Raw genomic sequence first — 25,227 nt, 5'->3', positions numbered from 1 at the left:
GCTTTCCCTCCCCTTTCTTCTCCCTCCGGTTCGCTTTTCTCCGGCTTCGCCGTTTTTCGGTACGGTCGCCGCGCCGCGCCGGCCGTGCTCACCGGGTCTCGGTGCGGCCGTCCGGCTGCTGACGGCGTCGGTCTCGGCCTGGTCTCGATCTCGGCGGGGAGTCCTGGCTGGTGCTGGCTCCGTGGCGGGCTGCGGGAAGCGGCCGTGCGGGTCGCCGGGCCGGCGGCGCGCCGCGGCCGTGGGGTCCGGCGACCTCGCGCGGGCAGGGGGTGCGGCGGGACGGAAGCGTACAAAAATCGGATCCAACCGCTCGGGGGTCGCCTCCTTGCCCGGCCGGATCAGGTGGTCAGGCTCGGTTCGGGGGTGCTGCTCGGTCGCGCGGCGTCCAGGTAGAGGGTGGTCACCGCGCCGAGGAGGAGCAGGCCGCCGATGATGGTGGTCAGGGGGAGGGGTTCGCCGATCAGCAGGACCGCGAGCACGGCGGCGGTCAGCGGTTCCAGCAGGGTGACCACGACGGCGACGCTGCCGGTGGTGTGGCGCAGGCCGGTGTAGAAGCAGGCGTAGGCGAGCGCCGTGGTCACCGCGCCCAGGTGGGCGAGCAGGCCGATCGACCCCGGCGCCGGCGCGAAGGTGACGCCCTGCGTCAGGGCGATCGGGGCCAGGGTGATCGCGCCGATCGTGCAGGACAGCGTGGTCAGGATCAGCGGGGGCACACCCTGGGCGGTGCGGCGGCTGAGCGCGGTGGAAGCCGCGTAGACGGTGCCCGACGCGATCGCCGCCAGCAGCCCGAGCGTGCCCGCGCCGTGCGCTGACACGCCGGAGATCAGTGCCAGGCCGAGGATCGCCGCGGCTGAGGCGCCGAGTTCGGCGGTGGCCGGGCGGCGGCGGGTGCGGATCGTCTCCCAGGTGCTGAGCAGGAGCGGGGCCAGGCCGAGGCTGACCACGGTGGCGATGCTGACGCCGGTCAGGCGGACGGCGACGAAGTAGAGCGCCTGGTAGGCGGCGAGCCCGGTCCCGGCGGCGACGATCGCGGCGGGTGCCGAGCGGAACGCCGCCCCGATCCGCCGGCGGGCCGGGAAGCCGAGGATCAGCATGGTCCCGGCGGCGAAGAGCAGCCGGTAGAAGCCGATCGCGACGGCGCCGAGCCCGGTCCGGCCGGCGACCACTTGGACGACGACGCCGGCCGTGCCCCAGAGGACCCCGGCGATGGACAGGTGGACGAGGCTCAGCCGTGCGGCGGCCGAGGGTGAGGACGAGAACATGCGCGCTCCGCGGAGGGGTGAGTCGGTGTCGGACCGGCTGCGGAACGCATCGCGACAGGGCCGTCCGAGCGGGGCTCAGACGGCGCGGCTCACGCTCCGCTCAGGAGCGCGGCGGCGGTAGAACGCCGGGAAACGGACTCACCCCGCCACCTTAGCCGACCCCATCGGCGGCCATCCCGACCCGAGCGGAGGGCCGTTCCCCGACGCGGGGCAGCGCGCCGGGGAACGGGACCGCGGTGGGGGGTGGGAGCCACGCGAGGGTGGCGCCGCGCGGTGGTGAGCGGCCGAGGGACCGCTGACCGGCCCGGCCGGGGGAGCGGCCGGGCCGGTCAGACGGAGCATCGGGCGATCAGGCCGCCGGGCTGGCGGTGGCCGACCACATCGCCGTGAAGGCCGCCGCCTCCCCGGCCAGCCAGCTCTCCACGTCGGCCGGCCGGGTCGCCGGGTTCAGCCGGTGGGTCACGCCGCGGCGCAGGTCGACCAGGACCGGGTCGGCGTCCGGCAGGATCTGCTCCATGTGCCGGGCCATCAGGTGCAGCATGGCGGTGACCAGCTCCGGGCTGGGCGGCTCCTCGTCGAAGTGCAGCCGGACCGCCTCCCGGTGCCCGTCGCCGAACCGCAGCCCGAAGTGCGGGTTGATCTTCACGGCGAGCGGGCCGACGCTGGCCAGCGCGTCCCGGGTCTGGACCAGGGTGATCTGCTCGGGGTCGCCGAGCGACGCCAGATAGGTGCGGCCGCCGGCCCGCAGCGACTCGTAGAGCGGCTTCCACCGCTCTTTCACCAGATCGACGACGCCACCGAGGTAGCTGCCGCCGGTGCGGAACGCGATGTCCGCCTTCAGTGCCTTGACCAGCTGGCCGTGCGGGTTGAACCCGCTGCGCCGCTCCCGCTGCTTGCGCAGGCCGCCGACGAACGTGGCCTTCGCGGGGCCGGTGCGGGAGACGTACCGAGTGAAGCCGAGCATCGTGGCGTAGGGCGGGATGACGGGCACGGGGGTGGTCGAGATCGTGGACATGGTGGACGTGGTCACGTCGGTCTCCTCACTCGCCGCATAGCCTCGAACAGGCGTTCTAACCCGGTCGAAGATCAGCAGCTCAGGGCCCCTCTTTCGTACATACATTCTAATCGACGGGTACGACATTCCCAACCGCTCACCCATCGACCGGGGCTTGCGCCGGACGCCTCGGATCGGCACGCTCCGGGGCATGCAGAACCCCCGCCGCGCGGTCGTCGCCGGTCTTGGCATCCTCGGCGCGATCGGCCTCGTCGCGGTCGTGCTCCACGAGCGCGGCAACGCCGGCCCGCAGACCGTCTCCGCGGTCGCCGAGCGAGCCGCCGAGCAGCTGCGGGCCGCCCCGGTCAGCGGGATCAACGTCTCGTCCTTCGAGGTCGAGGAGGCGCTCGCCGAGGCCGCCCGGGGCAGCCGGGTGCGGATCAGCGTGCGGGCCGCCGGCGACCATCAGTTCGAGGTGACCAACCCGTCCGGTGGCAGCCCGGCCTGCCTGGTCGTCGTGGTGGACAGCGCCGCGCTGCTGCGGAGCACCGAGCCGGTCTTCCCCTCGGTGACAGTCCTGGACGGACGGTGCCCGGCCGGCTGAGACCGGGAAGGATGGCCACGTGGCCCTGATCCGATGTGACTTCGACTCCGAGGTGCTCGAGCTGCGTACCTCGATGACCGTGCTTCTCCCCGACCACGACTCCGGCGACCCGCCCCCGGTTCTCTACCTGCTACACGGCCTGACCGACGACCATTCCGCCTGGAGCCGGTTCACCTCGGTCGAGCGTTACGCCGCCGCGCACGGCCTGGCCGTGGTGATGCCGCAGGTGCACCGCAGCTTCTACGCCAACGAGGCGAGCGGCATGCGGTTCTGGGACTTTCTCTCGGCCGAGCTGCCGGCCACGGTGCGGCAGTTCTTCCGGGTCTCCCAGCGCCGCGAGGACACCTTCGTGGCCGGCCTGTCGATGGGTGGCTACGGCGCGATGAAGTGGGCGCTGCGCGAGCCGGAGCGCTTCGCCGCCGCGGCGACGCTGTCCGGGGCGCTCGATCTGGCGTACATCCAGGAGCACGACCGGCGGCCGCACATGCGGGCCCTGGTCGAGCGGGTCTTCGCCGACCGGGTGGTGGCCGGCGGCGACGAGGATCTGCTGCACCTGCTGCGGGCCGGCGACCCGGCCCGGCTGCCCCGGCTGATGCTGCGCTGCGGCACCGAGGATCATCTGCTGGCGCAGAACCGGCGGTTCGTCGCCGCCTGCCAGGCCACCGGGGTGCAGCTGGACGCCGATTTCGGCCCGGGAGAGCACGCCTGGGACTACTGGGACGCGCAGCTCCCGGCCGTCATCGACTTCCTGATGCGCAAGCGTTAGCCCTCGTCGCGGGTCTGCTCGGCGAGGAAGCGCTCCAGCTCCGCGCCGAGCTCCTCGGCGGTCGGCAGCGGGCTGTCCGAGTCCACCAGCAGGTTGTTCTGCCGGCCGCGGAGGAACGCGTCGTACTGCGCCTCCAGCGAGGTGACCAGCCGGGCCGCCTGCTCGTCCTCGGCGATCTGCTTGTCCACCTCCTCGCGGACCTGCTTGGCCGACTCGCGCAGCTTGCCGGTCGGCAGCGCCAGCCCGGTGTTGCCGGAGACCGAGTCGAGCAGCAGCTCGGCGGCCGCCGGGTAACCGGTCTGGGCCAGGTAGTGCGGGACGTGCGCGGCGTACCCGAGCGCGTCGTGCCCGTTCTGCCCGAGCCGGAACTCCAGCAGGTTGCCGACGCTGGCCGGCACCTGCACCCGCTGCAGCCAGGACTCGTGCTCGCCGAGCAGGCCGCGGTCGGTGGCGTGCGCGGTGACGCTGACCGGGCGGGTGTGCGGCACCGCCATCGGGATCGCGTTCAGCCCGATCGTGACCTTGACCCCGAGCCGCTCGATGAGCTGGGTCACCGCCGCGATGAACCGCTCCCACTGCAGGTCCGGCTCCGGGCCGGTGAGCAGCAGGAACGGCGTGCCGAGCTGGTCGCGCACCAGGTGCAGGGCGAGCACCGGGTCCTCGTAGCTCTCGAAGTGGTCGGCCACGAAGATCATCGGAGGGCGGCGGGACCGGTAGTCGAGGAGCTGGTCCAGGTCGAAGGTCGCGACGACCTCGCTCTCCAGCTCCTCCAGCAGGTGCTCGCGGGCGAGCTGGATGGCGCTGCCCGCGTCGACGAACCCGGTGAGCGCCTGGATGAGCACCGGGCCGTCCAGGGCCGGCAGTTCCCCGGCCACCTCGTAGAGCCCGTGTGGGTCGAGCACGCTGCGGACCTCCTCAAGACATCGCCCGGCGACGCGGGCTTTCCGCCGACAACAGCCAGGCCGCCCGGAACATTCCGGCCCGCCGTGGTCCATGTTCCAAATCTTGACGTACGACCTCGGCACGGCAAGCACCCGGCTGTGACAGTCACCACGAAAAGTCGGCGCACCCGGGCAACCGGCGTGCGCCCGGACGCCACTATGGGGGTAGATCGCCGTCTCGCCCCCCTCGGGAGTGATCGTTGAGCCACCAGCCACTACCCCTTCCCGCCGCGACCGGCGACGCCGCCGTCCCACCCGGCTCCCTCTGGGCCCGGATGAAGGCCGACCCGCAGTACGCCCCGGAGCACCTCGCCCTGGACGCGGTCCGCCGCCTCGGCCCGGAGGCCGCCGAGTGGGCCGCCCGGGTCCGCGCCGACCGTCCCGGGATCACCCCGGACGAGCTGGCCGCCCTGGCCGTCCGGAACTTCACCACCCTGGCCCGCCTCTCCGGCGCCATCTCCGGCGTGGCCGGCCTGCCCGGCGCGGTCCTCGACGTCGGCGTGCTGGCCTGGACCCAGGCCCGGATGGTGCTGCACATCGCGGCCGCGCACGGCGCCGACCCGGTCGCCGCGGAGCGCGCCACCGACCTGCTCGTCCTGCAGCGGGTGCACCGGGTCGCCGAGACCGCCCGTACCGCGCTCGGCGTGGCGGCCGGCCGGGAGCGTGCCAGCCGGATCTTCACCGGCCCGCAGGGCGGCCCGCTCGGCGGCGCGCTGGTCAAGCTCACCGTCAACCTGGCCCGGATGGCCGGGGTGCGCGCCGCCCGCAAGGTGTTCGCCAAGCTGGTCCCGGGTGCCGGCGTGGTGCTCGGCACCTGGGTCAACTCGGCGGCCACCAAGGATCTGGCCCGGCGTGCCGGGGACCATTACCGGAACGGCTAAGGACCCGGCGCCCCGGCCCGAACGTGGAGGACGTGCTGGGGATTCGGAAAGCTGCCGCCGTCGTCCTGCCCATGCTCGCCGGGCCGTTGCTGCTGGCCGCCTGCGCCTCCTCCGGGACCGCGCAGGCGCAGCCCAGCCCGTCCGGCACCAGCCCGTGGCTGTGGATGACGGCGGGCAGCGTCACGCCGTCGCCGACCACCAGTTTCGGGCCGCGGGCCCGGCCGGCCGCCGCCACCCTGTCGCCGACCGTCAAGCCGCCGGCCACCCCGGCGCCGAGCCGCAGCGCGCCGTGCGGGACGACCGGGTTCAAGGGCGGCGCGATCAACGGCATGGACGTCACGCCGGGCGCCACCAGCGCGGTGGTCTCCTGGTTCAACCCGGGCGGCGCCGACCTGGTGGAGTACCGGATCATCGCGGTCAGCCACGACCTGCAGGCCGGCTCGCAGCCGGAGTCGCCGGGCTGGCTGACCGTCCCGCCGGGCGGCTGCGGCTGGATGACCGCGACGGTCACCGGGCTGCTGCCCGGCACGCCGTACGAGTTCTCGGTCGACGTGGTCCGCACCCGCAAGGGCATGGAGGGCACCTGGGCCCGGACCGTGGCGCGTTCCGGGGTGGTGAGCACCACCTGATGCCGGGATCCGGCGGGCAATAAGCTTCCCGCCATGGAGAGCATCGTCGAGACGGTCGTGTTCGTGGCGATCGCAGTCGTCGGCGCGGCCCTCGCCCGCCGGCTCGGGTTCGTGGCGCCCCTGGTGCTGCTGGTCGCCGGGCTCGGTCTGTCGTACCTTCCCGGCTTCCCGGAGGCGCACCTGGAGCCGGAGCTGGTGCTGATCGGGATCCTGCCGCCGCTGCTCTACGTGGCCGCGTTGCAGACCTCGGTGCCCGCCTTCCGGCACGCGCTGCGCCCGATCCTGCTGCTCGCGGTGGGGCTGGTGCTGGTCACCGCGTTCGCGGTCGGCTTCGTGGTGCACTGGCTGGTCCCGGCGGCGCCGCTGGCCGCCTGCGTGGCGCTCGGCGCCATCGTCGCCCCGCCGGACGCGGTCTCCGCCACCGCGATCGCCCGCCGGGTCGGCCTGCCCCGCCGGGTGGTCACCATCCTGGAGGGCGAGAGCCTGCTCAACGACGCGACCGCACTGGTGCTGGTGCGGGTGGCGGTGGGCGCGCTGGCCGGCGCCGCGGTCGGGTTCTGGGAGATCGCCGGCGAGGTCGCGCTGAAAGCCGGCGGTGGCCTGATCATCGGCATGGTGGCCGCGGTCGGCGCGGCCAAGCTGCACCGGTGGATCGACGATCCGCTGCTCGACGACGCAGTCTCGCTGCTCACCCCGTTCGTCGTGGTGATCGTCGCCGAGGAGCTGCACACCTCCAGCGTGGTGGCCGTGGTGATCGCCGGGCTCTATCTCGGCCACCGGATGCCCTACCTGCTCTCGGCCACCTCCCGGCTGCAGATGGACGCGGTCTGGCGGCTCACCACGTTCCTCCTGGAGGGCGTGGTGTTCCTGCTGGTCGGCCTGCAGCTGCGGATGGTGGTGAGCAGCATCGAGACCGACATGGCCACCACCCTCACGGTGACCGCCGCGGTCTTCGGCACCCTGGTGCTGGTCCGCTTCCTGTGGATGTACCCGGCGACCTATCTGGCCCGGCTGCTCCCGCGGGTCCGGGCCCGGGAGGCGCGCCCGCCGGCCGCCGCGGTGACCGTGCTGGCCTGGGCCGGGATGCGCGGCGTTGTCACCCTGGCCGCCGCGCAGACCCTGCCGCCGCCCAGCGACGAGACCGGCGTGCCCTATTACCCGCGCGAGCTGTTCGTCTTCATCGCCTTCGCGATCATCGTGCTCACCCTGCTGATCCAGGGCACCACGCTGCCGGCCATGGCCCGCCGTCTCGGGGTGCGCGAGGACAACAGCGCGCAGGACGCGCTCGCCGAGGCCGGGGTGCAGCACGCCGCCGGCCGGGCCGCCCTGGCCGCGCTGGACGAGCACGCGGACGGCGCGCCCGCCTCGGTGGTCGACCGGCTGCGCGGGCTGGTGGAGAGCCGGTCCAACAACGCGTGGGAGCGTTTGGGCAGCCAGCAGCAGGAAACCCCCTCGGCTGCGTACGGCCGGCTGCGCCGCGAGATGATCAGAGCCGAGCGGCACGTCTTCAAGATCGCCCGGAACGAGGGCCGGATCCCGGAGGAGGTGCTGGTCCGCGCCCAGCGCGAGCTCGACCTGGAAGAGTCCCAGCTGCACCGGAGTGACGAGTGATCTGCCAGCATCTCAAGGAATCCGGCGACCCGGAACCGCAGAGCCGCTACGCCGACGGCTGCCCGCAGTGCGTGGCCGCCGGCTTCGACGACTGGGTCCACCTGCGCCTCTGCCTCACCTGCGGGGTGGTCGCGTGCTGTGACTCGTCGCCGCGCCAGCACATGTCGGCCCACCACGCCGAGTCCGGCCACCCGGTGATGCGCTCGTTCGAGCCGGGCGAGACCTGGCGCTGGTGCTTCGACGACGAGCAGCTGGGCTGATGCGGATCCTGGTGGCCGGCGCCGGCGCGACCGGTGGCTACTTCGGCGGCCGGCTCGCCCAGGCCGGGCGGGACGTCACGTTCCTGGTCCGGCCGGGGCGGCAGGCCCGGCTGGCCGAGCGCGGTCTGCGGATCACGTCGCCGACCGGCGAGACCCGGCTGACGCCGCGGACCGTCACCACCGTCGACGGTCCGTACGATCTGGTCCTGATCGCCGTCAAGAGCTACGCGCTGGACGCCGTGATCGCCGCGCTGGGCCCGGCCGTCGGCGACCGTACCGTGGTGATCCCGCTGCTCAACGGGATGCGCCACGTCGACACGTTGACCGGCGCGTTCGGGCCCGGCCACGTCTGGGGCGGCCTCTGCATGATCCACGGGACGCTGGACGACCACGGTGACGTCGTCCAGATGTCCGCCCTGCACCGCCTGGTCTTCGGCCCGTTCGGCGAGGGCCCCGACGACCGCCTGGACAAGGTCACCGCGGCGCTCGGCGACGCCGGCTTCGACTCCCGGGCGTCCCGGCACATCCGGGCCGAGATGTGGGAGAAGTGGGTGCTGCTGGCCACCATCGGCGGCGCCACCACGCTGCAGCGCGGCTCGATCGGCGCGATCAACGCGGCGCCCGGCGGCCCGGAGTTCAACCGGGCCCTGACCGCCGAGACGGTCGCCGTCGCCACCGCGGCCGGGTTCCCGCCCCGCCCGCAGGCGCTGACCATGCTCCGCGACACGATGGCCAGCACCGAGCCGACCACCTCGTCGATGTACCGCGACCTGATCGCCGGCCACCCGGTCGAGGCCGACGCGATCGTGGGCGACCTGGTCGCCGAGGCCGGCCGCCACGATGTGCCGGTCCCGCTGCTGTCCGCCGCCTGGACCGCCCTGTCGATCTACCAGGCCACCCGCGAGGCCGACTGACCGGCCGGCGTCGCGGCGCGCCTCGCGGTGGTCGGGCTGGTCCCTGCGGGTGTCTCGACTCCTTCGAGGCACCCGCCACGCCCAGCCGACTACCGCGAGGCGCGCGGCGGTCCGGGGCGAGGCGCGCCGGCAGCTACCCGACCGGGACCGCCATCGGCATCCCGGGACGGCCGCTGAGCAGGAACTTCGGCTCGTTGGCCAGCAGCGACGACCCGGGCGGCCGGGTGCTGTCGTAGACCGCGGCGGTGCGGGCCGCGATCGACGGCCAGTTGTAGTCGTCGACCACCCGCTGCCGGGCCCGCCACGCCAGCGCCCGCGCGTGGTCCCGGTCCGCGAGCACCCCGGCCACCGCGCCGGCCAGGGCCTCCGGGTCGCCGGGCGGGAACTTCACCCCGGTCACCCGGTCCTCGACGATCTCGGCCAGCCCGCCGGTCGCCGCCACCGCCACCGGCGTCCCGGCCGCCGCCGCCTCCAGCGCGACCATCCCGAACGGCTCGTAGATGCTCGGCACCACGTAACAGTCCGAGGCCGCCATCAGGGCGGTGAGATCGTGGCCGGTCAGGAACCCGGCGAAGGTCACGGCCGGCCCGGCGAGACGTTCCAGCTCCGCCCGGTACGGCCCGTCGCCCGCGATCACCATCCGCAGGCCGGGGAACCGTTCGCGCAACAGCGGTTCCGCCGCGAGCAGGTGCTGCACGCCCTTCTCGTAGACCAGCCGGCCGGCCAGGCTGACCAGGGGACCGTCGCTGCCGGCGTACCGTTCCCGGGCCGCCGCGACCGCCCGCGGCCGGGCCCGCCAGCGCAGCGCGTCCACCCCGTTGTGCACCACCTCGGTGCGCTCGGCCGGCACTCCGAAGAGGCGGATCACCTCGGCGCGCATGTACTCCGAGCAGACGATCACCCGGTCCGCCTCGGCGCACAGCCAGCGTTCGACGTCGTCGATGGTCCGGTTGTGGGCGGCCGGCAGCCAGCCCTGGTGCCGCCCGGACTCGGTGGCGTGGATCGTCGCGACCAGCGGCACGTCCAGGTGGTCGCGCAGGGTGACCGCGGTGTGCGCGACCAGCCAGTCGTGCGCGTGCACCAGGTCGTACCGGTGACCGCGCGCCGCGCGCAGGGCGGCCCGGGTCAGCGCGTGGTTGAAGGCGAGCGTCCAGCCGAGCAGGTTGCCGCCGGTGACGTCCACGGCGGGCGGGTCCTCGGCGGCCCGGATCACCCGGACGCCTTCGACGTGCTCCACCGGCGGCGCGCCGGGCGCCTGCCGGGTCACCACGGTGACCTCGTGCCCGGCGGCGGCGAGCGCGCCGGCCAGCGCGTGCACGTGCCGCCCCAGCCCGCCGACCAGCAGCGGCGGGTACTCCCAGGAGAGCAGGAGGATCCGGCTCACGGCGCGTACCTCGTTTCCACTCGTAGCATCTCGGCGACGGCCAGCGCGTCGAACGGGCGGCCCACGGCGCGGTGCGGGGCGTCGCCGTGCGCGGCCTCGCCGACCGAGCCGACGCCCCATTCGGTCAGGTGGGCGGCGAGCCCGTCGAGCAGCCCGTCGACCGGGTGCCCGGTGGCCGCGCAGGCGTCCGCGTACGGCCCGATCAGCCACGGCCGGACCAGGCCTTGCTCGGGGCCGGCGCCGTCGTACCCGTACTCGTCCGGGGCCAGGGTGCGCAGCCCGACCGGGGTGAGCAGCGACTCCCCGGCGGCCCGGACCGTGCGGCCGGCGCTGCCCCGCATCGGCGCGTGCGGCAGCGACCAGCCGAGCAGTTGGTACGGCCGCAGCGTCGGATCGTCGTGTTGCGTCCCGGCCCCCAGCGGGTAGGGCGCCGCGGGCCCCTCGACCAGATCGTGCAGCCACCCCTCGGGCGCCGGGAACCGCCGCCGGAACGACTCCCAGGCCAGCGCGTGCCGGTCGCGCGGCTCGGTGTCGACCCGCCCGCCCTCGGCCAGCAGGTCGCCGAGCGCGGCGAGCGCGTTAACCCAGAGCGCGTTGATCTCCACGAGCTTCCCGACCCGTGGCCGATCCGGGCCGGGGGCGAGCGCGAGCAGGCCGTCGGCCGGGTCGACGGCGAGCGGCCCGTCGCCGGTCAGGCTCTGGCGCAGCAGCCGGCCGAGCGGCACGCCGAGCGCCCGGGCCAGGTCGCTGTCCCCGGTCCGGGTGACGTGCCGGTCCACCGCGTGCACCAGCCAGAGCGGGAAGTCCAGCGCGTCGGCCGGCCGGTCGACCAGGGCGCGGAGCAGCTCCCGGCCCTCGTCGGCCCGCCCGGTGTCGAGGAACAGCCCCTCGTACGCGGCGAGCGACGCCGGCCGTCCGCCCCACGGGTACCCGTCGACCATGACCGGCCCGTCGGCGGCCTGGACGATGAACGTGTCGGCGGCGAGCGCGAGCGTCCCGGCGTACCCCTCCGCCTTCGCCGCGGTGACCAGCCGATGAGCCCGCTCGCGCGCCGCGGCCAGCACCACCGGCGGCGCCGGCGGGCGGTCGGCGAGGTTCCCGGCCCACGCCGAGATCTCCAGGCTCTCCCCGGCTGCGGCCTGCTTGCCGAAGGTGCCGGCCAGCCACAGGTCCTCGGCCCGGTCGCCGGTCCGGGCGCCCATGTGCCACTGCCCGGCGGGCTGCCAGCCGGGGCCGGCCAGCCGGTACGCGTTCTCCACGAGCACCCCGTCGGCGACCCGCTCGATCCGCAGCCCGGGGCCGTCGGCGCGGCGGCTGCCGGCCGCCTCCCGCCAGGTGCACATCGCGGCGACCGACAGGCCGACCGGGCCGGGCGCGCTGAGCACCCGGTGGACCACCGCGAGGCCGGGGCGCATCGCCAGCTCGCGTTCGATCACCACGTCGCCGATCCGCCAGCGCCACCGCGGCAGCCCGGCGGCCAGCGTGAAGGTCTCCAGGAAGCGGTGGCCGGCCGGGTCGAGCACGCCGGATTCCCAGGCATGGGTGTACAGCGGCACTTTCGTGCCTGTGGGGAGCGTCACGGTCAGGTCGAGCGCGGCCAGCGCGACGTGCGGCGTCCGGCCCGGCCCGGCGACGGTCAGCAGCGCGTGCTCCGGACGGGTCCGCAGGCCGCTCACGGTGCCGCTGGCCCAGCCGCCGAGACCGTCGGTGACCAGCCATTCCCGGCCGGCTCCGGCGTCCTCCGTGTGGACGGCGCACACCTGGGGCCCGAAGGTCAGAGGATCAATCCGCGGCACGTCGCCTCTATGCTCGTTTTGGCACACGCTAAACCCCCGTAAGGGGATAAATCAGCGCCTAATCGGACAGTCGGGCCGACGGTATCAGTCCTCTCCGCGAGAATGGGCGATGACGCGGCCGGACAGGATTGAGCCACCCCGCGGACGGGCATGAACCGCGGGCCGGTCGCACTGACCGAAGGCCGAGGGGGGTCCACGAGAAATGCAGGTCTGGCCTGGTCACCGGTATCCGTTGGGGGCGACCTACGACGGGACGGGTACCAACTTCGCGATCTTCTCCGAGGTGGCTGAGGCGGTCGAACTCTGCCTCTTCGACGCCTCCGGGAACGAGCGCAAGGTGCTCCTGCACGAGCAGGACGCGTTCGTCTGGCACGCCTACTTACCCGGCGTGGAGCCGGGGCAGCGGTACGGCTACCGGGTCTACGGTCCCTACGAGCCGCACCGCGGGCTGCGCTGCAACCCGCACAAGCTGCTGCTGGACCCGTACGCGCGGGCGGTCGACTCGGACATCGACTGGCACCCGTCGCTGTACGCGTACGACTTCGACAACCCGGACCAGATGTCGGACCTGGACTCGGCGCCGTACATGCCCAAGGGCGTGGTGGTGAACCCGTACTTCGACTGGGGCAACGACCGCCGGCCGGACATCCCGTACCACCACTCGGTGATCTACGAGACGCACGTGAAGGGGCTCACCCAGCGGCACCCGGAGATCCCCCGGGAGATGCGCGGGACCTACGCGGCGATCGGCCACCCGGCGATCATCGAGCACCTGAAGGGCCTCGGCGTGACCGCGGTCGAGCTGATGCCGGTGCACCAGTTCGTCCACGACAACCGGCTGCACGACCTGGGCCTGCGCAACTACTGGGGCTACAACACGCTGGGCTTCTTCGCGCCGTACCACGGGTACTCCGGGACCGGCACGCTCGGCCAGCAGACCCAGGAGTTCCGGGGGATGGTGAAGGCGCTGCACGCGGCCGGGATGGAGGTCATCCTGGACGTGGTCTACAACCACACCGCGGAGGGCAACCACCTCGGGCCGACGCTCAGCCTCAAGGGCATCGACAACCGGACCTACTACCGGCTGGTCGACGACCAGCCGCAGTTCTACATGGACTACACCGGCACCGGGAACAGCCTGAACGTCCGCTCCCCGCAGAGCCTGCAGCTGATCATGGACTCACTGCGCTACTGGGTCACCGAGATGCACGTCGACGGCTTCCGCTTCGACCTGGCCTCGACGCTGGCCCGGGAGTTCTACGACGTGGACCGGCTCTCCACCTTCTTCGAGGTGGTCCAGCAGGACCCGGTGGTCGGCCAGGTGAAGCTGATCGCCGAGCCGTGGGATGTCGGCCCGGGTGGTTACCAGGTCGGCAACTTCCCGCCGAACTGGACCGAGTGGAACGGCAAGTACCGGGACACGGTCCGTGACTTCTGGCGCGGCGAGCCGGCCACCCTGGCCGAGTTCGCCAGCCGGATCACCGGCTCCGCCGACCTCTACCAGGACGACGGCCGCAAGCCGTTCCACTCGATCAACTTCGTCACCGCGCACGACGGGTTCACGCTCAACGACCTGGTCAGCTACAACGACAAGCACAACGAGGCGAACGGCGAGGAGAACCGGGACGGCGAGAGCCACAACCGGTCCTGGAACTGCGGCATCGAGGGCCCGACCAGCGACGAGAAGGTGCTCGAGCTGCGCGCCAAGCAGCGCCGCAACTTCCTGGCCACGCTGATGCTCAGCCAGGGCGTGCCGATGATCTCGCACGGCGATGAGCTGGGCCGCACCCAGCAGGGCAACAACAACGCGTACTGCCAGGACGACGAGATCAGCTGGATCGACTGGGAGAACGCCGACGAGCAGCTGCTCGACTTCGCCCGCAAGCTGACCGCGTTCCGGCACCGGCACCAGGTGTTCCAGCGCCGCCGGTTCTTCACCGGACTGCCGGTCACCGCCCGCGGCGGCGGCGACCCGCTGCCCGACCTGGAGTGGTTCACCCCGGACGGCCGGCAGATGGCCGGCGACGACTGGGGCAACGACTTCGGCCGGGCGGTCGCCCTGTTCGTCAACGGCGAGGGCATCCGCGAGCGTGGCCAGTACGGCCAGCGCCACGTGGACAGCTCGTTCCTGCTCTTCTTCAACGCGCACGACGCGCCCATCGAGTTCGCCACGCCTCCCGCGGAGTACGGGGAGAAGTGGGAGAAAGTCATCGAAACCGCCGAGCCGTCCCCGGATCGCCCGTCGGTCGTGGAGGCCGGCCACAAGATCTGGGTGCCGGATCGTTCCCTCATCGTGCTCGACAGGACGGTGTGATGCGCCCCAGCAGCACTTATCGAGTCCAGGTCCGCCCCGACTTCCCGCTCAAGGCCACCGCCGAGCTGGCCGACTACCTGGCCGACCTCGGCGTCAGCCACCTCTACTCGGCCCCGCTGCTGACCGCGGCGCCCGGCTCCCAGCACGGCTACGACGTCGTCGACCACACCCAGGTCAGCCCGGACCTGGGTGGCCCGGACGGGCTGCGCGCCCTGTCCGCGGCGCTGAAGAACGCCGGGCTCGGCCTGGTCGTCGACATCGTCCCGAACCACGCCGGGGTGGCCGTCCCCAAGGTCAACCCGACCTGGTGGGAGGTCCTCAAGCACGGGCGGGAGTCGAAGTTCGCGAGCTTCTACGACATCGACTGGTCCCGCGGCCGGATCCTGCTGCCGGTGCTGGCCGACGATCCGGACGCGCTGGACCAGCTCCAGGTCGAGGGCGACGAGCTGGTCTACTACGACAAGCGGTACCCGATCGCCGAGGGGACCGGCGGCGGCTCGCCCCGGGAGGTGCACGACCGGCAGCACTACGAGCTGGTCAACTGGACCCGCGGCGACTCCGAGATCAACTACCGGCGGTTCTTCGCGATCACCGAGCTGGCCGGGCTGCGCGTCGAGGACCCGGAGGTCTTCGAGGCCACCCACGCCGAGATCCTGCGCTGGGTCCGCGAGGGGCTGGTCGACGGCATCCGGGTCGACCATCCGGACGGGCTGCGCGACCCGGGGGACTACCTGCGGCGGCTGCGGGACGCCGCGCCGGAGGCCTGGCTGGTGATCGAGAAGATCCTCGAGCCGGGCGAGCAGCTGCCCCGGTGGCCGATCGACGGCACCACCGGGTACGACGCGATGGCCGAGGTGAACGGCGTGTTCGTGGACGCCGGCACGGAGGCGTTCTTCGACACGCTCGACCACTACCTGACCGGCGGCACGACCAGCTTCCAGAACCTCGTCCACGAGACCAAGCGCACGGTCGCCACCAAGCTGCTCGCCGCCGAGCTCGGGCGGCTGTCCCGGCTCGTGCCGGAGATCGAGGCCGCGCCGCAGGGCCTCGCCGAGCTGGCCGCCTGCTTCCCGGTCTACCGCTCCTACCTGCCGGGTGGCGCGCGCTACCTCGCCCAGGCCCGGGCCGAGGCGGGCCGCCGGCGTCCGCAGCTGATCAGCACGCTGGACCAGCTCACCGCCCGGCTCCGCAACCCCGCCGAGGAGGTCGCCGCCCGGTTCCAGCAGTTCACCGGCGCGGTGATGGCCAAGGGTGTGGAGGACACCGCGTTCTACCGCTGGACCCGGTTCGCGGCCCGCAACGAGGTGGGCAACGACCCGCTCAAGTTCGGCGTCTCGGTGGACGAGTTCCACGAGTGCGCCGAGTCCCGGCAGCAGGACTGGCCGGCCACGATGACCGCGCTGAGCACCCATGACACCAAGCGCGGCGAGGATGTCCGGGCCCGGCTCGCGGTGCTCTCCGAGGTGCCCGGCGACTGGACCGAGGTGGTTCGCCGCTGGGTCCGGGTCGCTCCGCTCCCGGATCCGTCGCTGGCCCATCTGATCTGGCAGGTCGCGGTCGGCGCCTGGCCGATCGACCGGGACAGGCTCTTCGCGTACGCGGTGAAGGCCGCCCGTGAGTCGGCTGTCGTCACCACGTGGTACCAGCCGGACGAGGCGTTCGAGACGGCCTTGCGGGCGATGGTCGACAAGATCTACGACGACCCGGCGCTGCACCGCGAGGTGACCGATTTCGCTGCCTCGATCACGCCGCCCGGCTGGGTCAACTCGCTGGGTCAGAAACTCGTGCAGCTGACCATGCCCGGGGTGCCGGACGTCTATCAGGGCACCGAGCTCTGGGACTACTCGCTGGTCGACCCGGACAACCGGCGGCCGGTCGACTTCGCCGCCCGCCGCGAGCTGCTCGGCCGGCTCGACGACGGCTGGCAGCCGCCGGTGGACGACACCGGGGCGGCCAAGCTGCTCGTGGTCAGCCGTACGCTGCGGCTGCTCCGGCAGCGGCCGGAGCTGTTCACCTCGTACCGGCCGGTGTTCGCCGAAGGACGGGTCGGCGAGCACGTGCTGGCGTTCGACCGGGGCGGCGTGGTGGTGGTCGCCACCCGGCTGCCGGTCGGATTGTCACGCCACGGCGGATGGCACGACACCACGCTGTCACTCGACGGACACAGTTGGACGGAAGTGTTCACGAACGCCAGCTACGGTGGAGATCGCCTGGCCGTTGCCGAGCTGCTGCACACCTATCCCGTCGCTCTCCTGGTGAAAGAGTGAGATGACGACCTTCGAGGTATGGGCGCCGGAGAAGTCGCCCAAGCTGCGCCTGGGTGACGACGAGCACCCGATGGAGCCGGGCGACGGTGGCTGGTGGCGCCTGGACGTGCCGTCGGCCGGCCCCGGCACCGACTACTCCTACGTGCTGCCCGACGCCGACAATCCGGTGCCCGACCCGCGCTCGGCCTGGCAGCCGCACGGCGTGCACGGCCCGAGCCGGGTCTACGACCACGACGCGTTCGCCTGGACCGACCAGGCGTGGACCGGCCGCCAGGTGCCCGGCTCGGTGCTCTACGAGCTGCACATCGGCACGTTCACCCCGGAGGGCACCTTCGACGCCGCCATCGAGCGCCTCGACCACCTGGTCGACCTCGGTGTCGACCTGGTCGAGCTGCTCCCGGTGAACGCGTTCAACGGTGAGTACAACTGGGGGTACGACGGCGTCTGCTGGTTCGCCCCGCACGAGGCCTACGGCGGCCCGGACGGCCTGAAGAGGTTCGTCGACGCCGCGCACCGCAAGGGTCTGGGCGTGGTGCTCGACGTGGTCTACAACCACTTCGGCCCGTCCGGCGCCTACGCCCCGATGTTCGCGCCCTACCTGTCGTCCTCGTCGAACACCTGGGGCAGCTCGCTGAACCTGGACGGCCCGGACTCCGGCGAGGTCCGGCGCTACATCACCGACTCGGTGCTGATGTGGCTGCGCGACTACCACGTCGACGGGTTGCGGCTGGACGCCGTGCACGCGCTGCACGACGAGGGCGCCGTGCACCTGCTGGAGCAGCTCGCGGTGGAGGCCGAGTCGCTGTCCACCGCGCTGCGCCGGCCGCTCTCGCTGATCGCCGAGTCGGACCTGAACGATCCGAAACTGATCACCCCGCGCGAGGCCGGTGGCTACGGCCTGCACGCGCAGTGGGACGACGACGTGCACCACGCCCTGCACAGCCTGCTGACCGGCGAGCGGCAGGGCTACTACGGCGACTTCGGCTCGCTGGACTGTCTGCGCACGGTGCTCGAGGGCGCGTTCTTCCACGCCGGGACCTGGTCGTCGTTCCGCGGCCGGCGGCACGGGCGGCCGGTCGACCGGCAGCGCACACCCGGCCACCGGTTCGTCGCCTTCCTGCAGAATCATGACCAGATCGGCAACCGCGCGGTCGGCGACCGGCTCACCGCCACCCTGTCCCCGGGCCTGCTCAAGGTCGCGGCGACGTTGCTGCTCACCTCGCCGTTCACCCCGATGCTGTTCATGGGAGAGGAGTGGGCGGCGAGCAGCCCGTGGCAGTTCTTCACCAGCCACCCGGAGCCGGACCTGGCGGCCGCGGTGCAGACCGGGCGGCGGCGCGAGTTCGCCCGGCACGGCTGGGACGAGGCCGACGTGCCCGACCCGCAGGACCCGCAGACCTTCGAGCGCTCCAAGCTGGACTGGTCCGAGCTGGGCAAACCGGGCCACGCGGAGATGCTGGCGCTCTACCGGAAACTGATCCGGCTGCGCCGGGAGATCCCGGACCTGACCGACCCTTGGCTCTCCGAGGTCGAGGTCTGGCACGGCGACCAGTTCGTGGTGATCCGCCGCGGCCGCCACGCCGTCGCCGCCAACCTGGCCGACACCGCCCAGACCGTCAGCCTCCGAGCCGTCCCGTCCGCCGTCCTGCTGGCCACCGCCGAGGGCGTGGTCCTCGAACGCGACCGCGTCGTCCTCCCCCCGGAGAGCGCTGTGGTGGTCCGCACCTCCCGCTGACCTGGCCGGCTCGTCTCCTTGCCCGACGCGCTCACAGTCCGCCCTCCCCGACGCGCTCACCGCCCGTCTTCCCCGACGCGCTCACCGCCCGCCCTCCCCAAGGGGGAGGCCGTCCTCGGACAGTGTGGCGGGTTTTCCAGGGGCTCGGGGGTGGGCTTGTGGATGACGCGGTGGTGTGGACAACCGGGTTTCGGTGACCAGCCGCGGACCGTGAAGGGTGCGGCGATTGTTAGGGACGCGCCAGCGTCCTGATCGCCGCACCCGCCCCGCGCGGGAGCATGCGATCCGTACCCCAGCGGACGCGCGTATCCGAAGATCTTTGATGTGATCTCGGGGTCGCGGCTGAAATCATGCCGTTTCGGCTGACGGCGGGGTTGAATCCATCGGGCACGATGTGCCGGTGGAAAGCGTGCCCGATGATCCGCAGCCGGAGGAGCAGAAGAAAGACCGTTGGTACGACGCATGCGACTGTGATGGCGGATGCTGCGATCTCGGGTTTCTCGGCTGTGACCTGTTCCGGCTGAGCACGCTGCTGACGATCGTGGCACTGCTCGGGCATCGATCGACCGCGCGGCCGACGGAGCGGATGGTGACCGGGGCGATCCGCGGATATCGGAAGGTGTCTCCGCGGCTGCCGACCCGGTGTCGTTATCAGCCGACCTGCAGCGCCTACGCATTGACCGCGATCGAACGGTATGGGCTGGGCAAAGGGCTGCGGCTGGCGGCGGCCAGGCTTCGCAGGTGTGGTCCGCGGGTCCCGTTCGGTACCGGGGACCCCGTTCCCTGACGGGATGGGGCACGATGGCCCGACCGGGAGAAGTGGGGAGGGCCGATGGGGGAGAGCTCGACGGAGGGGACGCCGCTGGGTGGGCGGGTGCCGGCCTCGGACACTTCCGAAGCCCCGCACACCGTCCCGGATCAGTCGAAACGGGACGCGCCTCGGGGCTCGGCGGATCAACCGAGACGGGACGCCTCGAAGCGGGACGCGACGCGGAGCCCGGCGGGCCCGCCGAAGCGGGATGCCGCCAGCCGGCTCGGCGACGCCCTGCGCGGTGACCTGCCGCCGCAGCTCAGGCGGGTCTGGCCGCTGAAGCGGCGGACCGTGGAGGACATCGCGGCGCGGGACATCGCGGTGCAGGAGGCGGTCGACGAGGGGCGGTTGCCGCCGCAGACCGAGCCGGTGCCGCTGGAGCAGCCGGAGGTGCTGCCGGATCCGCCAGAGCGGTTCAACATGGCCGCGTTGCGGCTGGCCGGGCTGGGTGCCGGGCTGGTGCTGGCGGTCGCGCTGACCATGATGCGGCTGTTCGTCGGCGGGCCGCCGTCGGTGGATGAGCTGCGCGCGCAGTCCGGCGTCGACTCGTGGGGCGAGCTGGCCATCGGGGTCAAGGACGACCAGTTCGGGACGGCCTACTTCGACCCGGCGACCAAGATCTGGTCCGGCTTCGACATCGACATCGCCTACATGATCGCCGAGGATCTCGGGTTCCGGCGCAGCGAGGTCAAGTTCTACGGGATGGAGTCCGAGGACCGGGCGCGGATGCAGGCCACCGACGTCAACGGCAACCGGGTGCCGGTCCAGCTGGTGATCGCGAGCTACAGCATCACCCCGAAGCGGGTCGCCGACAAGGTCAACTTCTCGCAGTCCTATCTGTACACCGAGCAGTCGGTGATGACGCTGAGGGGACACAAGCCGGTCGCCTCGCTGGACGACTTCGCCGGCAAGAGGGTCTGCACCCTGTCCACCTCGACCAGCCTCACCGCGCCCAAGGCGGCCGGTGCGATCGTGATCTCGAAGAACCGGGTCCGCGAGTGCTTCGCGCTGCTCAACCAGGGCGGGGCGGAGGGGGTGGACGCGGTCAGCACCGACGCGGCGATCCTCGCGGGGTGGAAAGCGCGATATCCGGGCAAGTACGACCACTGGGATCTCGGGCTGGACGGCACCGAGCGGTGGGGGGTGAACGTGGGCGACAACCCGGCTCTGAAGAAGCTGGTCGACCTCACCCTGTGGCGCTCCTACGCCGACCCGAACGACGAGCGCTGGGAGAAGGCGTTCGAGACGAACTTCCAGACCGAGGTGCCGGCCAACGGGAAGGTGCCGATCGCGGTCGCCCAGCAGCCCCGGGTGATCCGGCCGGACGTGCGGGAGCTCCCCTGGGAGGACCTGCTGAAGTGACCGACATCTTCGTGAAGGGCCCGGTGATCGCCCCGCGCCGGCGGCGCGCGCAGCTGAACTGGCTGCTCACCGTCCTGCCGGCGTTCCCACTGATGCTGCTGGTACTGCGGTTGTGGTACCTCAGCCGGCAGGACCTGCCGACCATGCTGCTGCTGGTCCAGTACATCAACCCGCTTGGCATGATCAGCGCCCTCTTCATCACGCTGACCTGGGCGGTGCCGGCGGTGATCCTGGCCCTGCGGGTGCTCGGCGGGATCCTGCTGGTGAGCAAGCCGGGCGACGCCGGCCGGTCGATGGTCGCGGTGGCCGCGCTGCGGATGCCGGACTGGGTGGTGCTGATCGCGGTGCTGATCGCCGGCTTCACCTGGCAGCTGCGGATGCTCCCGACGCTGGAGATGCTGGTCGTCGCGGTGCTCGGGCTGACCGCGGTGCAACGGCTCCGGGCCCGGCGCCCGGTGATGCTCTGGATCACGATCGGCGTCCCGGTGCTGGTCGGCCTGCTCACCTGGATCTTCGTCTGGCCGGGCGTGGTCACCGCGGTGCGCGAGGGGGAGTACGGCACCGCGTTGCTGCTCGCCGTGCCGCCGCTGCTCGGCCCGCTGCTCACCGGCCCGGTCCCGGCCCGCTGGGCCCGGCTGGTCACCCACTGGCCGGCGATCGGCGCCGCGATGACCCTGCCGATCGTGGTCGGCGTGGTCTTCCTGCGCGCGCCGGTGCTGCCCAGCAGCGCGGTCGAGGTGGGACCCAAGGACGGCCCGGTCCGCGAGGTGGTGCGCGGTCAGCTGATCGCGGTCGACGACACCGCGACGACCATGCTGGACAGCCTGGGCGACGTGACGTTCATCCCGAACGACGAGGTACGGTCGAAGACGCTCTGCCCGGAGCCGGTGCGCCCGCCGGAGAGCGCCGTGGACGTCCGCGGCTGGCCGATCGAGACATCGGCGCTGGAGTGGATCGCGCCGACACGGAAGGTGACCGAAATCGATCCTAGATGCCTGGGGCGGCCCCATGACCCGGCCTGAGTGTATTTTCATCGACGACATGTGCGACATGCCGCCCACCACGTGCAGACAGCCAGCCATCGACCTGGCAGGCTGCACGCCATGACCTTGCACCTGCGGTGGGCGGCCGTCACCGACCAAGGACACGTCCGGAGCAACAACGAGGACTGTCACTACGCCGGTGATCGGCTTCTCGTCGTCGCGGACGGCATGGGCGGCATGGCCGCCGGGGATCTGGCCAGCCGGATCACCGTGGAGTCCATGGTCTCGCTCGACGCCCCGATCGACACCGAACATCAGATGGACGCGCTGCACCAGGCGCTGGAACTGGCGAACCGGCGGATCGCCGAGACGGTCGCCGCCGACCCCTCGCTGCAGGGAATGGGCACCACGCTGACCGCGGTGCTCTTCAACGGCGAGCGGGCCGCGATGGCGCACGTCGGCGACTCCCGGGCCTACCTGCTCCGCGACGGGCGGCTCAACCAGCTGACCAAGGACGACACGTACGTTCAGATGCTGGTCGACCAGGGGCTGATCAAGCCGGAGGAGGCGGCCGGCCACCCACGCCGGGCGGTCGTCACCCGGGTCCTGCAGGGCGAGCCGGTCAGCCCGGCCTACGTGATCGTCGAGCCGCAGGGCGGCGATCGGTGGCTGCTCTGCAGCGACGGTCTCACCGGGGTGGTGAACGATGCGACCATCGAGGAAGAGATGCGGATCGTCCCCGACCCCAAGGCGTGCGCGGAGAGGCTTGTCGATCTCGCGCTGCGCGGCGGGGGTCCGGACAACGTCACGGTTGTCATCGCCGACGTGACCGACGGGGATTGACCCGGTATTTTCATCCGGCCGTGGATCTTGACCACGGCCCGGACACTGGTGGTGATCACGACGGCGCGCTTGATCGGGACTCTGGCGCTCGCCCTCGCGGTGGTCGCGGTCGGTGAGCTCGTGGGCGCGCCCCGGCTCTACACCGACACCGCGCAACTCGCCGCGGGCGCGATCGCGGCCTGGGCCTGCCTGGTCGCGGCGCGCCGCCGCACCGGCATCCCGCGCAACTGGCGGTGGCTGGCGGCCGGCGGGCTGGCCGCCTGGTCCGCGGTCCGGCTCTGGTGGGTGATCCAGGAGCTGACCGGGCAGGACCGGCTGGCGCACCGGAGCATCTTCGACATCGGGTTCGTGGTGCTGCCGGTCTGCATGCTGGTCGGCCTGCTCGGCGTGACCCGGACCCGCCTCCGGCCGATCCCCACCTCGCCGCGGCGCGACCAGATCGCCCTGCTCATCGACAGCGTCCTGATCACCGGGTCGGTGCTGGCGCTGGGCTGGTCCTCGTCCTTCCTGAACGCGGTCACCGAGTGGGACTCGCTGACCTGGTGGACGGTCGCCTACCCGATCGCCGACCTGGTGCTGGTCACCATGGTGGTGCTGCTGCTGACCACCCGGCCCGACTCGCCGGCCGGGCGGCGGCCCCTGGCGCTGATCGGGGCCGGGCTGCTGGCCTTCGGAGTGGCCGACACCATGCGGCTCTTCGAACTCGGCCCCTCCTGGCTGGAGGCCACCGGGCACCTGCTCGGGCCGGCCTGCATCGCGCTCGCCGCGCTCAGCCCGCCGCGCCCGGCGCCGGTCCCGCCGGACCTGACCGCGCTGCCCCGGGACTGGTTCCACCTGCTGCTGCCTTACGTGCCGGTGCTGGTCGCCGGGGTGGTGCTGCTGGCCCGGACGGTGACCGGGCATCCGCTGACGTCCTTCCAGGCATACCTCGGCTGGCTCGGCCTGGGGCTGGTGGTGACCCGGCAGATGATCACCATCCTGGACAACACGGTGCTGCTCGGGCGGGTCGCCGAGACCCAGCGGCGGCTGCACCACCAGGCCTACCACGACCCGCTCACCGGGCTGGCGAACCGTGCCCTGTTCCGCGAGCGCCTGGTGCTGGCACTGGACTCGAACGAGCACCGGGGCACCCCGGTCGCGGTGATCTTCGCGGACCTCGACGACTTCAAGCTGATCAACGACACCTACGGGCACGCGATGGGCGACCGGGTGCTGCACGCGATCGGCGAGAGGCTGCGGGCCTCGGTGCGGCCGCAGGACCTGGTGGCCCGGCTCGGCGGGGACGAGTTCGCGGTGGTGCTGGACCAGAGCGACGCGGCGGTTCCACCGCCGGCGCCGCGACCGCGCGGGGGTGCGGTCTCCGCACTGCGCCGGGTGGTCGGCAGACAGCGACGGTACGTGCTGTCCGCGGCCGGGATCCGGGTGTCCGAGGACGCCCGGCCGGGTGGGGCGGGGCGCTGGCCGGGGGACCGGGCCCGGCCGCCGGCCCAGTTGCGTCGGCGCACCGATTTCCTGGCGGCCGGGACGGTGCTGTCCGGCGCGCCGGTCAGCTCGGTGCCCGCGCCGCGTCCGGCCTCGTCGCTCGACGGGGTGCCCGCCTCCGCCGCGCCGTCGGCCTCCCTGGTGTCCGCGCCTTCCGCGGATTCCTCCGCCCCGGCCTTGTCGGCCGCCGCCCCGGTGGGTGCGGCCGCTTTCCCCACGTCGGAGGCGGACCGGGAGTGGGTGGCCGAGGCGGAAGGGGTCGGCGAGCGGGTGCTGGCCGCCCTCCGCGAGCCGTACCTGATCGACGGCCGCTCGGTCAGCGTCGGGGCCAGCATCGGCCTGGTCACCGCCGAGCCGGGCGACCAGCTCTCCGCCGACCTGCTGCTGCGCCGCGCCGACGCCGCGATGTACGCGGTCAAGCGCCGCGGCAAGGGCGCCCTGATCCGTTACACCGGCCCGGTCCACGGCCCGAACGCCGACCTCCCGCAGCTGCTGGCCGGCGCGCTCACCGGCGGCAGCCCGGCCGCGGCCGGTTTCCAGGTGCATTACCAGCCGATCGTCCGGCTCAGCGACCGCGTCACGGTGGCCGTCGAGGCGCTCGCCCGCTGGACCGACCCGGTCGCCGGTCCGGTCCACCCGGACGTCTTCGTCACCATGGCCGAGCGCACCGGCCTGGTCGCCGCGATCGACGACTTCGTGCTGAACCAGGCCTGCGCCGACGCCCACGCGCTGGCCGAACGGTACGGCCGGCCGATCGACGTGCACGTCAACGTCTCGGCCGGCCGCCTCGGCCAGCAGGGTCTGGAGGACGCCGTCGACGCCGCCCTGGCCCGGCACGCGATGCCGCCGGAACGCCTGGTCATCGAGATCACCGAGACCCTGCGGATCCCGGACCTGCCGCGCGCCGCCGCGATGGTCGAACGCCTCCGCGCCCGGGGCGTCCGCGTCGCCCTGGACGATTTCGGCAGCGGTTACCACGCGCTCGCCCAGCTGCACGGCCTCCCGGTGGACACGGTCAAGCTCGACTCGACGCTGACCGACGTGGACACCGCCCCGGAGCGTGCCGGCGCGCTGTGCGGCTCGGTCCTCGCCATCTGCGCCGGCCTGGGCATCACGGTGGTCGGCGAGGGCATCGAGACGGAGGAGCGCGCCGCGGCCCTGAACGACCTCGGGTGCCCGCTCGGCCAGGGGTACCTTTTCGGGCCCCCGGCCCGCCTGACCGACCTGAACCAGCCCGGCGGCCGGACCGAGCCGACCGCCTAGCGCGGTCTCGGCAGCGTGCGACCTCCTCTCCGCCGCGCCGAGGTCAGGGGCGGCGGGCGACCTTCTGCCGGCCGCGCTGAGGTCGGGGCCGGCGGGCGGCCTTCTGTCGGCCGTTCCGGGGTCAG

At 72.7% G+C, this 25,227-nt stretch carries 20 protein-coding genes; 15 read left to right on the top strand and 5 right to left on the bottom strand.

Annotated elements, in window-relative coordinates; translation table 11 throughout:
• Positions 1 to 338: 338 nt before the first annotated feature.
• The gene (locus tag BJY16_RS45350; RefSeq protein WP_185045952.1) at positions 339 to 1,262 is read right to left on the bottom strand and encodes a DMT family transporter; all 924 of its coding nucleotides are present in this window, start codon (positions 1,260 to 1,262) and stop codon (positions 339 to 341) included.
• Positions 1,263 to 1,611: 349 nt separating this feature from the next.
• Entirely contained in the window at positions 1,612 to 2,277 is a 666-nt protein-coding gene (locus tag BJY16_RS45345; protein WP_185046980.1) for a hypothetical protein, read from the bottom strand.
• Positions 2,278 to 2,467: 190 nt separating this feature from the next.
• On the opposite strand from BJY16_RS45345, the gene BJY16_RS45340 reads away from it, so the two are divergent.
• The gene (locus BJY16_RS45340) at positions 2,468 to 2,860 is read left to right on the top strand and encodes a hypothetical protein (protein ID WP_185045950.1); all 393 of its coding nucleotides are present in this window, start codon (positions 2,468 to 2,470) and stop codon (positions 2,858 to 2,860) included.
• Between the two features lie 19 nt (positions 2,861 to 2,879).
• Positions 2,880 to 3,626: an alpha/beta hydrolase gene (locus BJY16_RS45335; protein ID WP_185045948.1), complete on the top strand. Its 747-nt coding sequence runs from the start codon at positions 2,880 to 2,882 to the stop codon at positions 3,624 to 3,626.
• Here BJY16_RS45335 and BJY16_RS45330 read toward each other — a convergent pair.
• Positions 3,623 to 4,528: a proteasome assembly chaperone family protein gene (locus BJY16_RS45330; RefSeq protein WP_185045946.1), complete on the bottom strand. Its 906-nt coding sequence runs from the start codon at positions 4,526 to 4,528 to the stop codon at positions 3,623 to 3,625. The two genes, BJY16_RS45335 and BJY16_RS45330, sit on opposite strands and share 4 nt — an antisense overlap.
• A 239-nt stretch (positions 4,529 to 4,767) precedes the next feature.
• Between BJY16_RS45330 and BJY16_RS45325 the strand changes: the two genes are divergently transcribed.
• Genes BJY16_RS45325 through BJY16_RS45305 form a run of 5 tightly spaced genes read left to right on the top strand, consistent with a single transcriptional unit; the run spans position 4,768 to position 8,862 of the window.
• Positions 4,768 to 5,448 carry an EcsC family protein gene (locus tag BJY16_RS45325; protein WP_239176857.1) on the top strand — a complete coding sequence of 227 codons (681 nt, stop codon included), beginning with the start codon at positions 4,768 to 4,770 and terminating at the stop codon, positions 5,446 to 5,448.
• 32 nt (positions 5,449 to 5,480) lie between these two features.
• The gene (locus BJY16_RS45320; RefSeq protein WP_185045944.1) at positions 5,481 to 6,077 is read left to right on the top strand and encodes a fibronectin type III domain-containing protein; all 597 of its coding nucleotides are present in this window, start codon (positions 5,481 to 5,483) and stop codon (positions 6,075 to 6,077) included.
• Between the two features lie 33 nt (positions 6,078 to 6,110).
• Positions 6,111 to 7,688 carry a Na+/H+ antiporter gene (locus BJY16_RS45315; protein WP_185045942.1) on the top strand — a complete coding sequence of 526 codons (1,578 nt, stop codon included), beginning with the start codon at positions 6,111 to 6,113 and terminating at the stop codon, positions 7,686 to 7,688.
• Positions 7,685 to 7,948 (top strand): UBP-type zinc finger domain-containing protein, encoded by a 264-nt coding sequence (locus BJY16_RS48190; protein WP_185045940.1) that lies wholly within the window; start codon positions 7,685 to 7,687, stop codon positions 7,946 to 7,948. Before BJY16_RS45315 ends, BJY16_RS48190 begins: the two co-directional genes overlap by 4 nt.
• Positions 7,948 to 8,862 (top strand): ketopantoate reductase family protein, encoded by a 915-nt coding sequence (locus BJY16_RS45305; protein ID WP_185045938.1) that lies wholly within the window; start codon positions 7,948 to 7,950, stop codon positions 8,860 to 8,862. Before BJY16_RS48190 ends, BJY16_RS45305 begins: the two co-directional genes overlap by 1 nt.
• A gap of 133 nt (positions 8,863 to 8,995) precedes the next feature.
• Here the strand turns inward: BJY16_RS45305 and BJY16_RS45300 are convergent, their stop codons facing one another.
• Entirely contained in the window at positions 8,996 to 10,246 is a 1,251-nt protein-coding gene (locus BJY16_RS45300) for a glycosyltransferase family 4 protein (protein WP_185047002.1), read from the bottom strand.
• A complete protein-coding gene (locus tag BJY16_RS45295) occupies positions 10,243 to 12,042 on the bottom strand; it encodes a glycogen debranching enzyme N-terminal domain-containing protein (protein WP_239176855.1) in 1,800 nt (599 codons plus the stop codon). The genes BJY16_RS45300 and BJY16_RS45295 overlap by 4 nt, the downstream gene beginning before the upstream one ends.
• A 202-nt stretch (positions 12,043 to 12,244) precedes the next feature.
• Between BJY16_RS45295 and glgX the strand changes: the two genes are divergently transcribed.
• The 8 genes from glgX to BJY16_RS48890 all read left to right on the top strand — a co-directional run bounded on the left by glgX (position 12,245) and on the right by BJY16_RS48890 (position 25,102).
• On the top strand, positions 12,245 to 14,356 hold the full coding sequence (gene glgX / locus BJY16_RS45290) for a glycogen debranching protein GlgX (RefSeq protein ID WP_185045935.1): 2,112 nt from the start codon (positions 12,245 to 12,247) through the stop codon (positions 14,354 to 14,356).
• Entirely contained in the window at positions 14,356 to 16,623 is a 2,268-nt protein-coding gene (treY, locus tag BJY16_RS45285; RefSeq protein ID WP_185045933.1) for a malto-oligosyltrehalose synthase, read from the top strand. The genes glgX and treY overlap by 1 nt, the downstream gene beginning before the upstream one ends.
• A gap of 1 nt (position 16,624) precedes the next feature.
• Complete coding sequence (gene treZ / locus BJY16_RS45280) at positions 16,625 to 18,358, top strand: malto-oligosyltrehalose trehalohydrolase (RefSeq protein ID WP_185045930.1); 1,734 nt, start codon at positions 16,625 to 16,627, stop codon at positions 18,356 to 18,358.
• A gap of 400 nt (positions 18,359 to 18,758) precedes the next feature.
• On the top strand, positions 18,759 to 19,145 hold the full coding sequence (yidD, locus tag BJY16_RS48895) for a membrane protein insertion efficiency factor YidD (RefSeq protein WP_239176853.1): 387 nt from the start codon (positions 18,759 to 18,761) through the stop codon (positions 19,143 to 19,145).
• 45 nt (positions 19,146 to 19,190) lie between these two features.
• A complete protein-coding gene (locus BJY16_RS45270; RefSeq protein ID WP_185045928.1) occupies positions 19,191 to 20,531 on the top strand; it encodes a transporter substrate-binding domain-containing protein in 1,341 nt (446 codons plus the stop codon).
• Positions 20,528 to 21,553, top strand: coding sequence for a hypothetical protein (locus BJY16_RS45265; RefSeq protein ID WP_185045926.1), 1,026 nt, complete (start codon positions 20,528 to 20,530; stop codon positions 21,551 to 21,553). Before BJY16_RS45270 ends, BJY16_RS45265 begins: the two co-directional genes overlap by 4 nt.
• Before the next feature lie 81 nt (positions 21,554 to 21,634).
• The gene (locus BJY16_RS45260; RefSeq protein ID WP_185045925.1) at positions 21,635 to 22,357 is read left to right on the top strand and encodes a PP2C family protein-serine/threonine phosphatase; all 723 of its coding nucleotides are present in this window, start codon (positions 21,635 to 21,637) and stop codon (positions 22,355 to 22,357) included.
• A 69-nt stretch (positions 22,358 to 22,426) separates the two neighbouring features.
• Positions 22,427 to 25,102, top strand: coding sequence for a putative bifunctional diguanylate cyclase/phosphodiesterase (locus tag BJY16_RS48890; protein WP_275408052.1), 2,676 nt, complete (start codon positions 22,427 to 22,429; stop codon positions 25,100 to 25,102).
• The last annotated feature ends 125 nt before the right edge of the window (positions 25,103 to 25,227 follow it).

The organism is Actinoplanes octamycinicus, from assembly GCF_014205225.1.
Taxonomy (GTDB): domain Bacteria; phylum Actinomycetota; class Actinomycetes; order Mycobacteriales; family Micromonosporaceae; genus Actinoplanes; species Actinoplanes octamycinicus.
The sequence above is the reverse complement of the archived record's forward strand: the minus strand, read 5'-3'. Positions and strand labels throughout refer to the sequence as shown.

Excerpts from the sequence above, each read along its gene's own strand:
- BJY16_RS45350 (WP_185045952.1), bottom strand. The coding sequence starts at position 1,262 with ATGTTCTCGTCCTCACCCTCGGCCGCCGCACGGCTGAGCCTCGTCCAC.
- BJY16_RS45345 (WP_185046980.1), bottom strand. The coding sequence starts at position 2,277 with ATGTCCACGATCTCGACCACCCCCGTGCCCGTCATCCCGCCCTACGCC.
- BJY16_RS45340 (WP_185045950.1), top strand. The coding sequence starts at position 2,468 with ATGCAGAACCCCCGCCGCGCGGTCGTCGCCGGTCTTGGCATCCTCGGC.
- BJY16_RS45315 (WP_185045942.1), top strand. The coding sequence starts at position 6,111 with ATGGAGAGCATCGTCGAGACGGTCGTGTTCGTGGCGATCGCAGTCGTC.
- BJY16_RS45305 (WP_185045938.1), top strand. The coding sequence starts at position 7,948 with ATGCGGATCCTGGTGGCCGGCGCCGGCGCGACCGGTGGCTACTTCGGC.
- glgX (WP_185045935.1), top strand. The coding sequence starts at position 12,245 with ATGCAGGTCTGGCCTGGTCACCGGTATCCGTTGGGGGCGACCTACGAC.
- treY (WP_185045933.1), top strand. The coding sequence starts at position 14,356 with ATGCGCCCCAGCAGCACTTATCGAGTCCAGGTCCGCCCCGACTTCCCG.
- treZ (WP_185045930.1), top strand. The coding sequence starts at position 16,625 with ATGACGACCTTCGAGGTATGGGCGCCGGAGAAGTCGCCCAAGCTGCGC.
- BJY16_RS45270 (WP_185045928.1), top strand. The coding sequence starts at position 19,191 with ATGGGGGAGAGCTCGACGGAGGGGACGCCGCTGGGTGGGCGGGTGCCG.
- BJY16_RS45260 (WP_185045925.1), top strand. The coding sequence starts at position 21,635 with ATGACCTTGCACCTGCGGTGGGCGGCCGTCACCGACCAAGGACACGTC.